Consider the following 13,252-nt stretch of genomic DNA (forward strand, 5'->3'; position numbering starts at 1 on the left):
GTTGGGGAGTGTGGCCGGAAACCGCCCCTGCGACACGCGGAATTGAGGCTCCGGGCGCGTCGGCGGCGGTCTACCAGCCCGGCGGGCGCGAGCTCGGCGGCGGGGGTCCGAACCCACCGCCGCCGGGCGACGGCGCGGGCCCGTACCCGTCGTAGACGTTGGGGGCGAGCCGGGGCGGCGGGTCGCCGGGGACGCCCCGGCGGCCCAGCAGCAGGACCAGGGCCGCCGCGGCCAGCAGGTGGAAGGCCCAGCTCGCGACGGTGAGCCGTTCGACCCCGCCGAGCGCCCCGAAGTCCGCGAACAGGCCCGCCCGCACCGCCAAGGACACCCCGGCCGCCCCGCTCACCCCCACCAGCCCCGCCACCACCAGCCCGAGGGGCCGGGAGTGCACCGCGCGCAGCAGCGCGCCGACCGCCGCAGTGAAGGAGATCACAACGAGAACCAGACAGGCCCAACCCGCCGGAATGCCGAGCAGTTGGAGCCCGTCCCCGCTGCCGGTGAAGCGGTCCGCATAACGGGACAAGGAGCCGGAATCCTGGACGAAGGCGTACACCTCCCAGGCCGCCCCCACCAGCCCCACCGCCACCAGCAGCACCGCGGACACGACTCCCGCCGCCCGCCCCGGGCGCGTCGGGACGCACACCGGGGCCCCGTCCGTACGCCCGTACGACCCTGGCGCTCCCTGGCCGGAACGCACCGGCCGGCGGCCCGCCGCGACCGTGATCAGCAGGACCGCCGCGAGCCCCAGCACGAGGAACGTGGACACCATGGCCCGCATCCGCAGCCCGTGCGGGTACACCTCCGCGAAGCCGTCCGCCCACAGCGCCGGGACCCGTAGGGCAAGGGTCGTCAGGGCGGTCACGGCGAGGGCCGACGCGGCCACCGGGGAGCGCGGGACGAGGACCGCCACGACGACGTACACGAGGAGAAGGCTCAGGTCGTAGAGCGTGCTGGCGGTGAGGAAGCGGTCGGGGCCGCTGCCCGCCCAGGCCCACCAGAGGCGGGCGGGGTCCGCGACGAGGCGCAGGTCGCGGAGGATCCAGGCGCCCGTCAGGAGGGCCAGGAGCAGGCAGACCCCGCTGCCGGTGAACCGTGCGCCGCGTACCAGTGACTGAGGCTGCCCCGTCGCTCCCATGACTGAATGGTCCCCTCTGGTAAGGGAGTTGAACAAGGGGCCGGAGAAGGGCCGGGGGACCCGCCGCTCATGACGGGTGACCGGCCCGGGGACCCGCCGCCCACGACGGGCGACCGGCCGGGGGCATGACGCGCCCCGGCCGGTCCACGGCACCCGCACGGCCGTACCCCCGATCCTCCCGCGCGCAGATGTCGCGCGCGTTGCCCGCCGGTAACGGGCGGCGTCAGCGCGGGACCACCGTCCGCTCCTCCGCGAAGTGGCACGCCGAGTCGTGCGCGGCCGGGGTGTCCGCGCCGCGGAAGACCGCCGGGACGGCCAGCAGCGGCACCTCCAGCGCGCACCGCTCCTGCGCCTTCCAGCAGCGGGTGCGGAAGCGGCAGCCGGACGGCGGGTCGGCCGGCGAGGGCACGTCGCCGCTGAGGATGATGCGCTCGCGGTGGTCGCGGGCGGTCGGGTCCGGGACGGGGACGGCCGACAGGAGCGCCTGGGTGTACGGGTGGGTGGGGTGCTCGTAGATCTCGGCGTCACTGCCGATCTCGACGATCCGGCCCAGGTACATCACGCCGACCCGGTCGGAGATGTGCCGCACGATCGAGAGGTCGTGGGCGATGAAGAGGTAGGACAGGTCGAACTCGTCCTGGAGCTTCTCCATCAGGTTGATCACCTGCGCCTGCACGGACACGTCGAGCGCGGAGACCGGTTCGTCCGCGACGATGATCTCGGGGTTGAGGGCCAGGCCGCGGGCGATGCCGATGCGCTGGCGCTGGCCGCCGGAGAACTGGTGCGGATAGCGGTTGATGTACTCGGGGTTGAGCCCGACCACGTCCAGCAGGTCCTGCACCTTGCGGCGCCGGTCGCCCTTGGGCGCCACCTCGGGGTGGATCTCGTACGGCTCGCCGATGATGTCGCCGACCGTCATGCGCGGGTTCAGCGAGGTGTACGGGTCCTGGAAGACCATCTGGATGTTGCGGCGCACCGCCTTCAGCGCACGCCCGGACAGCGCGGTGATGTCCTCGCCCTTGTAGCGGATCGCCCCCGCCGTGGGCTTCTCCAGTTGGACGAGCATCCTGGCGACGGTCGACTTGCCGCAGCCCGACTCGCCGACGATGCCGAGCGTCTCGCCCCGGCCGAGGTCGAAGGAGACGCCGTCGACCGCCTTGACCGCGCCGACCTGCTTCTTGCGGACGATGCCCTGGGTGAGCGGATAGTGCTTGACCAGGTCCCGCACCTCCAGGATGGCCTCGCCCGCGGAGACGCTCCGGGTCGAGGGACCCGCCCAGGAGCCCGCCTCGGTCGCCCCGGACCCCTCCCCCGCCTTCTCGTGACCCGTCTCAGGCATCGAGCGTCTCCTTCCAGAAGTGGCAGGCGCTCTGGCGGCCCGCGGCCACGTCGTACAGCGGCGGCACCTCGCTGCGGCAGATGTCCTGGGCCATCGGGCAGCGCGGGTTGAAGGCGCAGCCCGGCGGGATGTGGAGCAGGTTCGGGGGCAGGCCCTTGATCGCGTACAGCTCCTGGCCCTTCTGGTCCAGGCGCGGGATCGACGCGAGCAGTCCCTTGGTGTACGGGTGGGCGGGGTTCGCGTAGATCTCGTGGACCGGGGCGGTCTCGACGATCCGGCCCGCGTACATGACGGCGATCTTGTCGGCGACGTCGGCGACGACGCCCAGGTCGTGGGTGATCAGGATGAGCCCCATGTTGAGCTCGCGCCGGAGCTCCGCGAGCAGGTCCATGACCTGGGCCTGCACGGTCACGTCCAGGGCGGTGGTCGGCTCGTCCGCGATGATCAGCCTGGGCTCCAGGGCGAGCGCCATCGCGATCATGATGCGCTGGCGCATGCCGCCGGAGAACTGGTGCGGGTACTGGCCGACCCGCTCCTTGGCGGCCGGGATGCGCACCCGGTCCATCAGCTCGACGGCCTTCGCGCGGGAGTCCTTCTTCGACATCCCGCGGTGCACCACGAACATCTCGCCGAGCTGCTCCCCCACCGTCAGGACGGGGTTCAGCGAGGACAGCGCGTCCTGGAAGATCATGGCCATCTCGGCGCCGCGGATCTTCCTGCGCCGGTCCTCCTTGAGCTTGAGGACGTCCTGGCCCTGGAAGAGGATCTCGCCCTGCGGGATGCGTCCGGGCGGCATGTCGAGGATGCCCATGACGGCCTGCGCGGTCACCGACTTGCCGGAACCGGACTCGCCGAGGACGGCGAGGGTCTCCCCCTCGTCGACGCTGTAGTTGACCCCGTTGACGGCCTTGGCGACGCCGTCGCGGGTCTTGAACTCCACGTGCAGATCGCGTACTTCGAGCAGCATGTCAGCAGCACCCGCTATCGCAGCTTGGGATCGAGGGCGTCGCGGACCGCGTCGCCGAGCATGATGAACGCGAGGACCGTGACGGCCAGGGCGCCCGCCGGCCACAGCAGCATGTGCGGCGCGTTGCGGACGTACGCCGAGGCCGAGGAGATGTCGATGCCCCAGGACACGGTGGGCGGCCGCAGACCGACCCCGAGGTACGAGAGGGTGGCCTCCAGCGCGATGTACGTGCCCAGCGCGATGGTCGCGACGACGATGACCGGCGCGATCGCGTTGGGGGTGATGTGCCGCAGCAGCATCCGGGAGTTGCCCGCGCCGAGCGCCCGGGCGGCCTGCACGTAGTCGTTCTGCTTGGCGGTGATGACCGAGCCGCGCGCGATGCGGGCGATCTGCGGCCAGCCGAGCAGCACGATGAAGGCGATCACCGGCCAGACCGTGGTGCCGGGGACGACCGAGAGGAAGACCAGGCCGCCCAGGACGACGGGGATGGCGAAGAAGACGTCCGTGATGCGGGAGAGCAGCGCGTCGAACCAGCCGCCGAAGAAGCCCGCGAGGCCGCCCAGGACGCTGCCGAGGAGGGCGACGCCGAGGGTGGCGCAGACGCCGACCGTCACCGAGGCCCGCGCTCCGTAGACGGTGCGGGTGTAGACGTCGCAGCCCTGGCCGTTGAAGCCGAAGGGGTGTCCGGGCTGGGAGCCCTGCTGGGCCTTGGCCAGGTCGCAGGCGAGCGGGTCGCCGGACGCGATGGCGGAGGGCCACAGCGAGATGAAGACCAGGAAGGCGATGATCAGCCCCGAGAGGAGGAACACGGGGTTGCGGCGCAGGTCGTGCCAGGCGTCCGACCACAGGCTGCGCGCCCTGTCGCTCCGTCCGGGGCCGGGGGGCTGTTCCAGGCTGGCGCCCTCGTCGAGCGCGAGGTCCATCGCGCCGCCCGCTCCGGCGGTGGAGATCGCGGTGTCGTCCTTGCGGGGAGTGGGCTCAGGCATACCGGATCCTCGGGTCGAGAACGGCGTACAAGAGGTCGACGATCAGGTTCGCCACCAGGTAGACGAGGACCAGGATGGTCACGAAGCCGACGACGGTCTGCGAGCTCTGGCGGACGATGCCCTGGTAGAGCTGGTAGCCGACGCCGTGGATGTTGAAGATGCGCTCGGTGACGATCGCGCCGCCCATCAGGGCGCCGACGTCGGTGCCGATGAAGGTGACCACCGGGATCAGGGAGTTGCGCAGCAGGTGCCGGGAGACGACCCGGCGGCGCGGCAGGCCCTTGGCGACGGCGGTGCGGACGTAGTCGGCGCGGGCGTTCTCCGCGACCGAGGTCCGCGTCAGGCGGGTGACGTACGCCAGCGAGACGGACGCCAGCACCAGTCCCGGCAGCAGGAGTTCGTCGAAGGCGGCGTCCGGGGAGACGGCCGGTTTCACCCAGCCCCACTTCACGCCGAGCAGCAGTTGGAGCAGCAGGCCGGTGACGAAGGTAGGGACCGAGATGACGATGAGGGTGAGCAGCAGGACCCCGGTGTCGACGGGGCGGCCCCTGCGCAGTCCGGTGAGGACGCCGAGGCTGATGCCGATGACGATCTCGAAGACGATCGCGACCAGGGTCAGCCGGGCGGTCACCGGGAAGGCGGTGCCCATCAGCTCGGTGACCTTCTGGCCGTTGAAGGCGCGGCCGAAGTCACCGGTGAAGAGGTTGCCGAGGTAGGTCAGGTACTGCTGCCAGACCGGCTGGTCGAGTCCGAAGTCCTTCTTGAGCTGCGCGGCGACCGCGGGGTCGCACTTGCGGTCGCCGCACAGGCCCGCGACGGGGTCGCCCATGACGTTGACCATCAGGAAGATCAGCAGCGTGGCGCCGAAGAAGACCGGGATCATCTGGAGCAGACGCCGGATCACATAACGTCCCATGACTGGGGGCTCCCGTGGTCGTCGTTACGGTGAACTCGTCAGCGATGGGCGTCAGTTGACCTTGATCTCGCTGTAGACCGGGATGCTGAAGGGGTTCAGCGCCACGTTGGAGACGCGGTCGGAGTAGGCGACGCTGCCGTTCTGGTACCAGAGCGGGATGGCGGCCATGTCGTCGGCGACGGCCTTCTCGGCCTTCTGGTAGGTCTCGACGGCCTTCTTGGTGTCGACCTCGGCGTTGGCCTCGTTCATCAGCTTGTCGAAGGCGGGGCTGGACCACTTGCCGTCGTTGGACGAGGCGTCCGTGTAGTACAGCGGCTCCAGGAAGTTCTGGATCAGCGGGTAGTCCATCTGCCAGCCCGCCCGGAAGGGGCCGTCCATCTCGCCCTTGGTGACCTTGCTGCGGAAGTCCGCGAAGGTGCCGATGGGGTTGCCGACGCAGGCCCGGTTGTCGCCGAGGGCGTTGTTGACGCTGTTGCAGACGGCGTCGACCCAGTCCTTGTGGGAGCCGCCGTCGGCGTTGTACGAGATCTTGAGCTGGCCGCCGGGGATGCCGCCGCCCTCGGTGATCAGCTTCTTGGCCTCGGCCGCGTCGTACTCGCAGTCGGCGCCGCACAGCCCGGCCTTGTAGCCGCCCTCCTCCTTCAGGACCGGGGAGGTCCAGTCGGTGGCGGGGGTGCGGGTGCCGTGGAAGATCGACTCGGTGATCTGCTTGCGGTTGATCGCCCGGGAGATGCCCTTGCGGACCTTGGCGGCGCCCTCGGTCTTCCACTCCGGCTTGTAGAAGGGGAAGGCGAGGGTCTGGATGATGCCGGCGGGCGGGCTGGCGTACCGGCCGCCCACGTCGTTCTTGACGTTCTGGAGCTGGGCGGCGGGGACGTCGTCGAGGAGGTCCAGGTTGCCGGCCACGAGGTCGTTGTAGGCGGCGGTGTTCTCGGTGTAGACGCGCAGGTCCACGCCGTTGTTCTGCGCCTTGTCCGGGCCCGGGTACTCCTCCCACTTCTTGAGGTTCATCGCGGAGCCCTTGGCGTAGTTCTCCACCGTGTACGGGCCGTTGCCGACGGGCTTGGACACCCAGGCGTCGTGGTCGTCGAAGAAGGCCTTGGGCAGCGGGGCGAAGGCCGCGTAGCCGAGGGTCTCGGGCCAGGTGGAGAACTTCTGGTTGAGCTTGACCGTGAAGGTCTTCTCGTCGACGACCTTGAGGCCGGACAGGGTCTCGGCGGTGGGGTCGCCCTTCTCCGGGTGGACCTTGTCGTAGCCCTCGATGTAGCCGAAGAAGGGGGCGCCCTTCTGCTTGTTCTTGACGTTGGCCCCGTAGTTCCAGGCCCGCACGAAGGACTCGGCGGTGACCTTCTCGCCGTTGGAGAACTTCCAGTCCTTGAGCTTGACCGTGAAGTTCTGGGCGTCGGCCGTCTCGATCTTCTCGGCGACCATGTTCTCTGCGGCGCCCGTCTTCGGGTTGTACCGCTTGAGGCCGCGCGTGACCATGTCGAGGACCTTGCCGCCCTGCACCTCGGTGGTGTTGGCGGGCTCCAGGGGGTTCTGCGGGTCGCCCCACCAGGCGCTGAGCACGCCGTCCCCGCCACCGCCGCCGCCGCTGCCGCCGCCTCCGCAGGCGGTCGCGGCGAGTGCGACGGCGGCCGCGGCTGCGGCCCATTTGGCGTGCCTGGCTCCGCGCATGGGGTGCCTCCTGGAGTCCCGAAGATGACTTAGGGACCCATATCACCCCATTTGACAGGGTGCCGCATCTCCACTCCGCCATACGCGGCGTGTCCGGTACGGGGCGGGGACGGCTGCCCGGCGGGCGTGCCGTCAGGGGCGCGGGGAACCGCGCGACCAGCCACGACGGAGCCGCACGGGACGGAGGACCACGACGGGTCCGCACCCGCTCACGCGTCCGCGGACACGACACCGCCCCCGCTCCGAGGCGACTCGGAACGGGGGCGGTGCGTCAGGTCCTGGCAAGGGAACGGCTCAGGCCGCGCCCACCACGTCCTTGACCTCGGCGAAGTGGCACGCCGACTCGTGGGCCGCCGGAGTGTCCGTGCCCACGAAACGCGTCGGGATCGCCAGCAGCGGCTCCTCCTGCGCGCACTTCTCCTCCGCCTTCCAGCAACGCGTCCGGAAGCGGCAGCCCGACGGCGGGTTGGCCGGCGAGGGCACGTCACCGGTGAGCACGATCCGCTCGCGGTGGTCGCGGGCGGTCGGGTCCGGCACGGGGACGGCCGACAGGAGCGCCTGGGTGTACGGGTGGGTCGGGTACTCGTAGATCTCGGCGTCGGAGCCGATCTCCGCCATCTTGCCCAGGTACATCACGCCGACGCGGTCGGAGATGTGCCGCACGATCGAGAGGTCGTGCGCGATGAAGACGTAGGACAGGTTGAACTCGTCCTGGAGCTTCTCCATCAGGTTGATCACCTGCGCCTGCACGGACACGTCCAGGGCCGAGACGGGCTCGTCGCAGATGATGATCTCGGGGTTGAGGGCCAGGCCGCGGGCGATGCCGATGCGCTGGCGCTGGCCGCCGGAGAACTGGTGCGGATAGCGGTTGATGTACTCGGGGTTGAGCCCGACCACGTCCAGCAGGTCCTGCACCTTGCGGCGCCGGTCGCCCTTGGGCGCCACCTCGGGGTGGATCTCGAAGGGCTCGCCGATGATGTCGCCGACCGTCATGCGCGGGTTCAGCGAGGTGTACGGGTCCTGGAAGACCATCTGGATGTTCCGGCGGACGGCCTTGAGGGCCCGGCCGGTCAGCTTGGTGATGTCCTGGCCCTTGTAGAAGACCTCGCCCGCGGTCGCCGTCTCCAGCGTCATCAGCAGCCGGGCGACCGTGGACTTGCCGCAGCCGGACTCGCCCACGATGCCGAGCGTCTCGCCCTGGTAGAGGTCGAAGGAGACCCCGTCCACGGCCTTGACCGCGCCGACCTGGCGCTTGAAGAGGATGCCCTGGGTCAGCGGGAAGTGCTTGACCAGGTTGCGGACCTGGAGGATCGGCTCCCCGCGCTGCACCGGCGCCTCGATGGCGGCGACGGCCTCCTCGACCGAGGCGGCGTCCACCGTCTCGACCTCGGTGACGTTGGGGGTCGCGTCCACGGCCTCATCGGACTTGTTGAGCTCAGCCATGGATCGTCTCCTTCCAGAAGTGGCACGCGCTACCGCGGCCGGGCAGTTCGGCGCCGTCCTGCTCGGTGACCTGCACCAGCGGCGGGATGTCCGTGCGGCACACGTCCTGCGCCATGGGGCAGCGCGGGTTGAAGGCGCAGCCCGACGGGATCTTGAGCAGGTTCGGCGGGAGACCCTTGATCGCGTACAGCTCCTGGCCCTTCTGGTCCAGGCGCGGGATCGATTCGAGCAGTCCCTTGGTGTACGGGTGGGCCGGCCGCGCGTAGATCTCGTGGACCGGGGCGGTCTCGACGATCCGGCCCGCGTACATGACCGCGATCTTGTCCGCGACGTCGGCGACGACGCCGAGGTCGTGGGTGATCAGGATCAGGCCCATGTTGAACTCGCGCTGGAGCTCCGCGAGCAGGTCCATGACCTGCGCCTGCACCGTCACGTCCAGGGCCGTGGTCGGCTCGTCCGCGATGATCAGGTCGGGCTCCAGGGCGAGCGCCATCGCGATCATGATGCGCTGGCGCATGCCGCCGGAGAACTGGTGCGGGTAGTCGTTCACCCGCGCCGCGGCGGCGGGGATCTTGACCTTGTCCATCAGCTCGATGGCCCTGGCCTTGGCCTCCTTCTTGGAGAGGCCGAGGTGCACCCGGTACATCTCGCCGAGCTGGTAGCCCACGGTGAGCACGGGGTTGAGGGACGAGAGCGCGTCCTGGAAGATCATCGCGATCTTCCGGCCGCGGATCCTGCGCCGCTCCTCGTACCCCATCGTGAGCATGTCCTGCCCGCGGTAGAGGATCTGGCCCTGCGGGATCTTGCCCGGCGGCATGTCCAGGATGCCCATGATCGCCTGCGCGGTCACGGACTTGCCCGAGCCGGACTCGCCGAGGACGGCGAGGGTCTCGCCGGCGCCGACGGAGTAGTTCACACCGTTGACCGCCTTGGCCACACCGTCGCGGGTGTGGAACTCGACGTGCAGGTCGCGCACTTCGAGCAGCGGGGTGTTGTCGGATTCGCCCGCTCCGGAAAGGGGGGCACTTGCGGTTTCTTCGATGATCGTCACGACGCCCTCCTAGCGCAGCTTCGGGTCGAGGGCGTCACGGACCGTGTCACCGAGCATGATGAACGCGAACACCGTAAGGAAGAGCATTCCGGCCGGGAAGATCAGCACGTGGAGGTTGTTGCGGATCTCCTCGCTGCCCGCCGAGATGTCGATGCCCCACGAGATGGTCGGGTCGGCGAGACCCAGACCCAGGTAGGACAGCGTCGCCTCGGCGGAGATGAAGCCGCCGAGCGCGATGGTGGCGACCACGATGGTGGGCGCGAGCGCGTTGGGCAGGACGTGCCGGAAGATCATCCGGCTGGTCCCGGCGCCGAGGGCGCGGGCCGCGGTCACGTAGTCCGCCTGCTTGGCACTGATCACCGAGGCCCGCATCACGCGGCAGATCGACGTCCAGCCGAGGAACGCGAGCGCCGCGATGACGACGTACACCTTGCGCTCGGTGAAGGCGTTCAGGACGACCATCGTGCCGAGCAGGAAGGGCAGGCCGAAGAAGATGTCCGTGACGCGCGAGATGATCGAGTCGATCCAGCCGCCGAAGTAGCCGGAGATCAGACCCAGCAGACCGCCGATGAGGGTGATCGCGAGGGTCACGCCGACGCCGACCAGGATCGACGCGCGGGTGCCGTGGATGACGCGTGCGTAGATCGACCGGCCCTGGATGTCGTAACCGAACCAGTCCGCCTGGAAGAAGTGCCCCAGCTCGGGCTTGGTCAGGTAGTTGTTGGTCAGGTCGCCGGCCCGCGGGTCGGCGCTGGTGAACAGGCCGGGGAAGGCCGCGATCACCAGCAGGACGAACAGCATGGTCGCCGCGGTCCAGAACATCGGGCGGTGGCGCAGGTCGTACCAGGCGTCGCCCCAGAGGCTGCGGGGCTTGCCGGTGGACTCCCTCTTGACGGCCTCGGGGGCCGCGTCCGCTGCCGGGGGCGCGATGGCGTCCACGGCGGCGTCGGTCTTGGACTTGGTCACGTCAGGCATACCGGATCCTCGGGTCCAGGACCGCGTACAGCAGGTCGACGATCAGGTTGATCACCAGGATGATCAGGACGAACACGGTGACGATTCCGACGATGGTGGAACCCTCACGCTGCTGGAGCGCCCGGAAGAGCAGGTTGCCCACTCCCTGGACGTTGAAGATGCCCTCGGTGACGACGGCGCCTCCGATGAAGCCGCCGATGTCGGTGCCGACGAAGGTCACCACGGGGATCAGGGAGTTGCGCAGCAGGTGCACTCCGACGATGCGGCGTCGGGGCAGACCCTTGGCGAGGGCGGTGCGCATGTAGTCCGCACGCAGGTTCTCGGCGAAGGTCGTGCGCGTCAGCCGTGCCACGTACGCCATGGAGAGCATGGCCAGGACGAAGCCCGGTAGCAGCAACTGGGTGATGTCCATCGAGTCCTCGACGTTCGGAGCCACCCATCCCAGGGTGTCCGCGAAGACGTAGCGGGCCAGGTAGCCCATGATGAACACCGGCACCGAGATGACCACGAGGGTGAAGAGCAGGACGCCGGTGTCCGGGGCCTTGCCCACCTTCAGGCCGGCCCACGCGCCGAGCGCGAGACCGATGATCAGCTCGATGGTGAGAGCGACGATCGTGAGGCGGATGGTCACCGGGAAGGCGGCGGTCATCTCGTCCCAGACCGGTCGGCCGCCGAAGGTGTTCCCGAAGTCGAGCTGGAACAGGTCCTTCATGTAGTTGACGTACTGCATGTAGAGGGGCTGGTCGAGCCCGAACTCCTTGCGCAGTGAGGCCAACTGGGCCGGGTCCGCACCCTTGTCGCCGAACATGGCCCTGATCGGGTCGCCGGGAAGGATGTGAACCATAAGGAAAATCAACAGAGTGGTCCCGAGGAACACCGGGATCATCTGGAGCAGTCGCCGAGCGACGTAGCGCCCCATCATGCCTCCATGCCGTGAGGGGTCGGCGATGGCCTTCGCAGTTGTTCTCCGCCATGGGGTGTGGGCGGCGAGTTGACGGGCCTACGCCTGCCTGCCGGCGCCGCCCCCGGACAGGGGCGGCGCCGGCAGGCCGGTTCTGAGAAGACTTACTTCTTGGCCTTGACCTGAACGTCGGTGAAGATCGGGTCGCCGTCCTGGCCGTACACGATCTTGCCGAACACGTTCTTGGACTGGCCCGAGTTGTTCTTGTAGAACCACAGCGGGATGGCCGGCATGTTCTTCGCCAGGAGCTGCTCGGCGTCCTGGTACATCTTCACGGTCTCGTCGAGCGTCTTGGCCTTGTCGGCCTTGGCGGCGAGCTCGTCGAACTCCTTGTTGGAGTAACCGCTGGTGTTGCCGGCGGCCGTCGTGCCGTACAGGTCACGCATGAAGTTCGAGTTGACCGGGTAGTCGAGCACCCAGCCACCGCGGTACATGGACTTGACCTTCTTGCCGTCACGGGCGTTCAGGTCGGTCGCGAAGTCCGGCTTCGAGTCGCCGACGCACTCGACGCCGGTGGCCTGGCGGATGGAGTTGCAGACCGCGTCGACCCACGCCTTGTGCGGCTGGTCGGCGTTGAACTGGATCGAGATCTTGTTGCCCGGGACGCCGCCGCCCTCGGTGATGAGCGCCTTGGCCTTGGCCGCGTCGAACTTCGTGATGTCGCCGAGGGCGCCGGCCTTGTAGCCGAGCACGCCGCGGGCGACGTAGGAGTCCGCGGGCTCACGGGTGCCGTTGAGCACCGTCTTGGTGATCGTCTCGCGGTCGATCGCCATCGAGAGGCCCTGGATGACCTTCGGGTTGATGCCCTTGAACTGGTCCGTGTAGAACGCCGGGACGATCGACTGGACGGCCGAGTACTCCTGGTCGATCGCGCGGTCGCCGAGGTCCTGCTTGTAGTTCTTCAGCGCGGTGACCGGGACCTGCTCGATCCAGTCGAGCTGGTCCGAACGCAGTGCCGAGTAGGCCGACTCCGCGGTCGTGTAGTTCTTGAAGTCGATGCCACCGTTCTTGGCCTTGTTCGGGCCCTGGTAACCGTCGAACTTCCGAACCTTGATGACCTTGTTGTGCTCCCACGACTCGAACTTGTACGGGCCGTTGCCGATCGGCTTCTGGCCGGCGGCCTTCGGGTCCTTGAAGAAGGACTCCGGCAGCGGCGCCCAGACGTCGTAGCCGAGCTTGTAGGCGAAGTACGAGACCGGGCCGGTCAGGTTGATCGTGAAGGTGTTCTCGTCGACGACCTTCAGACCCTCCATCTCGGTCTTGGTCGGGTCGCCCTTCTCCGGGTGGACATCGGCGTAGCCCTTGATGTCCTGGAACCAGCTGGAGTTGGTCTGGTTGTTCTTGACGTTGGCCGACCAGTTCCACGACTTCACGTAGGACTGCGCGTTGACCGGGGTGCCGTCGTGGAACTTCCAGCCGGGCTTCAGCTTGACGGTCCAGACGCTGGAGTCCTCGTTCGGCGTGACGGACTCGGCGTTGACCATCTCCAGCTTGCCGGTGCCGGGCTCGTAGTCGACCAGGCCGGAGAAGACCGTGCGCAGCACGCGGCTGCCCTGGCTCTCCTTGGCGTTGGCCGGCTGGAGCGGGTTCTGCGGCTCGCTGAGCTGGGCGACCAGGATCCCGTTCGGGTCGGCCTTCCCCTCGCTCATGCCGCCGCCGCTCTTCTTCTCGTTGCCACCGCAGGCGGTAGCGGCCAGAGCCACGACTATCGCGCCTGCGACCCACTTGGCGCTCTTGGCACCGCGCATGGGTTCCTCCTCATGAGTCCACTTGTTAACTGCAAGAGAGGGCACAGGTGCACT

At 68.9% G+C, this 13,252-nt stretch carries 11 protein-coding genes; all 11 read right to left on the reverse strand.

All coding sequences use genetic code 11. The features are described from left to right. Positions 1-70: 70 nt before the first annotated feature. The 11 genes from ACIP93_RS06290 to ACIP93_RS06340 all read right to left on the reverse strand — a co-directional run bounded on the left by ACIP93_RS06290 (position 71) and on the right by ACIP93_RS06340 (position 13,198). Positions 71-1,135 carry a hypothetical protein gene (locus ACIP93_RS06290; RefSeq protein WP_401756260.1) on the reverse strand — a complete coding sequence of 355 codons (1,065 nt, stop codon included), beginning with the start codon at positions 1,133-1,135 and terminating at the stop codon, positions 71-73. Positions 1,136-1,358: 223 nt separating this feature from the next. After that, positions 1,359-2,474: a dipeptide ABC transporter ATP-binding protein gene (locus tag ACIP93_RS06295; RefSeq protein ID WP_345228599.1), complete on the reverse strand. Its 1,116-nt coding sequence runs from the start codon at positions 2,472-2,474 to the stop codon at positions 1,359-1,361. Then, positions 2,467-3,441 carry an ABC transporter ATP-binding protein gene (locus ACIP93_RS06300; protein ID WP_401756264.1) on the reverse strand — a complete coding sequence of 325 codons (975 nt, stop codon included), beginning with the start codon at positions 3,439-3,441 and terminating at the stop codon, positions 2,467-2,469. The genes ACIP93_RS06295 and ACIP93_RS06300 overlap by 8 nt, the downstream gene beginning before the upstream one ends. Positions 3,442-3,455: 14 nt before the next feature. After that, positions 3,456-4,427 carry an ABC transporter permease gene (locus tag ACIP93_RS06305; protein ID WP_345228601.1) on the reverse strand — a complete coding sequence of 324 codons (972 nt, stop codon included), beginning with the start codon at positions 4,425-4,427 and terminating at the stop codon, positions 3,456-3,458. Beyond that, on the reverse strand, positions 4,420-5,343 hold the full coding sequence (locus ACIP93_RS06310; RefSeq protein ID WP_345228602.1) for an ABC transporter permease: 924 nt from the start codon (positions 5,341-5,343) through the stop codon (positions 4,420-4,422). Before ACIP93_RS06310 ends, ACIP93_RS06305 begins: the two co-directional genes overlap by 8 nt. A gap of 51 nt (positions 5,344-5,394) precedes the next feature. Beyond that, complete coding sequence (locus ACIP93_RS06315; RefSeq protein WP_401756268.1) at positions 5,395-7,020, reverse strand: ABC transporter substrate-binding protein; 1,626 nt, start codon at positions 7,018-7,020, stop codon at positions 5,395-5,397. A gap of 294 nt (positions 7,021-7,314) precedes the next feature. Beyond that, a complete protein-coding gene (locus tag ACIP93_RS06320) occupies positions 7,315-8,463 on the reverse strand; it encodes a dipeptide ABC transporter ATP-binding protein (protein ID WP_345228604.1) in 1,149 nt (382 codons plus the stop codon). Next, on the reverse strand, positions 8,456-9,514 hold the full coding sequence (locus ACIP93_RS06325; protein WP_345228605.1) for an ABC transporter ATP-binding protein: 1,059 nt from the start codon (positions 9,512-9,514) through the stop codon (positions 8,456-8,458). Before ACIP93_RS06325 ends, ACIP93_RS06320 begins: the two co-directional genes overlap by 8 nt. 9 nt (positions 9,515-9,523) lie before the next feature. Further along, a complete protein-coding gene (locus tag ACIP93_RS06330) occupies positions 9,524-10,489 on the reverse strand; it encodes an ABC transporter permease (protein WP_345228606.1) in 966 nt (321 codons plus the stop codon). Next, positions 10,482-11,408 (reverse strand): ABC transporter permease, encoded by a 927-nt coding sequence (locus tag ACIP93_RS06335; RefSeq protein ID WP_345228607.1) that lies wholly within the window; start codon positions 11,406-11,408, stop codon positions 10,482-10,484. Before ACIP93_RS06335 ends, ACIP93_RS06330 begins: the two co-directional genes overlap by 8 nt. A 146-nt stretch (positions 11,409-11,554) precedes the next feature. Continuing rightward, the gene (locus ACIP93_RS06340) at positions 11,555-13,198 is read right to left on the reverse strand and encodes an ABC transporter substrate-binding protein (protein WP_345228608.1); all 1,644 of its coding nucleotides are present in this window, start codon (positions 13,196-13,198) and stop codon (positions 11,555-11,557) included. Positions 13,199-13,252: the final 54 nt, after the last annotated feature.

This window comes from Streptomyces sp. NPDC088745, from assembly GCF_044751045.1.
Classification (GTDB): domain Bacteria; phylum Actinomycetota; class Actinomycetes; order Streptomycetales; family Streptomycetaceae; genus Streptomyces; species Streptomyces cremeus.

Bases quoted from the DNA above. Each gene is read 5' to 3' on its own strand.
- ACIP93_RS06290 (WP_401756260.1), bottom strand. From the start codon at position 1,135: ATGGGAGCGACGGGGCAGCCTCAGTCACTGGTACGCGGCGCACGGTTC.
- ACIP93_RS06295 (WP_345228599.1), bottom strand. From the start codon at position 2,474: ATGCCTGAGACGGGTCACGAGAAGGCGGGGGAGGGGTCCGGGGCGACC.
- ACIP93_RS06300 (WP_401756264.1), bottom strand. From the start codon at position 3,441: ATGCTGCTCGAAGTACGCGATCTGCACGTGGAGTTCAAGACCCGCGAC.
- ACIP93_RS06305 (WP_345228601.1), bottom strand. From the start codon at position 4,427: ATGCCTGAGCCCACTCCCCGCAAGGACGACACCGCGATCTCCACCGCC.
- ACIP93_RS06310 (WP_345228602.1), bottom strand. From the start codon at position 5,343: ATGGGACGTTATGTGATCCGGCGTCTGCTCCAGATGATCCCGGTCTTC.
- ACIP93_RS06315 (WP_401756268.1), bottom strand. From the start codon at position 7,020: ATGCGCGGAGCCAGGCACGCCAAATGGGCCGCAGCCGCGGCCGCCGTC.
- ACIP93_RS06320 (WP_345228604.1), bottom strand. From the start codon at position 8,463: ATGGCTGAGCTCAACAAGTCCGATGAGGCCGTGGACGCGACCCCCAAC.
- ACIP93_RS06330 (WP_345228606.1), bottom strand. From the start codon at position 10,489: ATGCCTGACGTGACCAAGTCCAAGACCGACGCCGCCGTGGACGCCATC.
- ACIP93_RS06335 (WP_345228607.1), bottom strand. From the start codon at position 11,408: ATGGGGCGCTACGTCGCTCGGCGACTGCTCCAGATGATCCCGGTGTTC.
- ACIP93_RS06340 (WP_345228608.1), bottom strand. From the start codon at position 13,198: ATGCGCGGTGCCAAGAGCGCCAAGTGGGTCGCAGGCGCGATAGTCGTG.